Source organism: Streptomyces sp. WG7 (genome assembly GCF_049975785.1).
Lineage (GTDB): Bacteria > Actinomycetota > Actinomycetes > Streptomycetales > Streptomycetaceae > Streptomyces.
Genome location: NZ_JBNGGE010000168.1, coordinates 1 through 809, shown reverse-complemented (window position 1 = coordinate 809; position 809 = coordinate 1). Strand labels below are relative to the sequence as shown.

Here is an 809-nt window from a genome sequence, read left to right as displayed (position 1 = left end):
CGGTTGTCGTGTGCGGTGTCGATCTGGTCAGGCGAGACCGCGCGCAGCGCCAGTGACTCCACCGACACCACCGGGGCACCCGTCGGATCGGCCAGCTCCAGCGACACCGCACCGTCCCCGGCCGACGCCACCCGCACCCGAACAACCGACGCACCGGCAGCGTGCAACCGCACACCACTCCACACGAACGGCAACCGCGCGCCCTCATCAGCGCCCACGAGAACACCACCCAGGGCCAGACTGTGCAACACCGCGTCCAGCAGAGCCGGATGCACACCGAACCCCTCGGCAGCACCGTGCAACTCCGCCGGCAGCGACACCTCGGCGAACACCTCGCCATCACGCCGCCAGGCCGCACGCAGCCCCTGGAACACCGGGCCGTAAACGAGACCAGCCCCGTCCAGCGTCTCGTACGCCGCGTCGACCTCAACCGCACTCGCACCGGCCGGAGGCCACACAGACAGATCAGCCACACCCGACCGAACGTCGTCCGTCAGCACACCCACGGCATGCCGCACCCACGGCACATCCTCATCGTCCGGACGCGAGTAAACGGCCACCGAACGACCACCCGAACCGTCGGCCTCCCCGACCACCACCTGCACCTGAACCGCACCGGACTCCGGCAGAACCAACGGCGCTTGAAGCGTCAGCTCCGCCAGATCCGGACAACCCACCCGCTCACCCGCATGCAGAGCCAGCTCCACGAACGCCGTCCCCGGCAACACCACCGACCCGAACACCACGTGATCGGCCAGCCACGGATGCGAACGCAACGACAACCGCCCCGTCAACACACACCCGTCGAC

The 809-nt window shown here is 69.0% G+C and carries 1 protein-coding gene; it reads right to left on the bottom strand.

Going from position 1 to position 809, the window contains the following annotated elements; genetic code table 11:
* Positions 1-809, bottom strand: an 809-nt coding sequence (locus tag ACP4J0_RS38570) for a polyketide synthase dehydratase domain-containing protein (RefSeq protein ID WP_426604124.1), incomplete at both ends; no start/stop codon positions are given.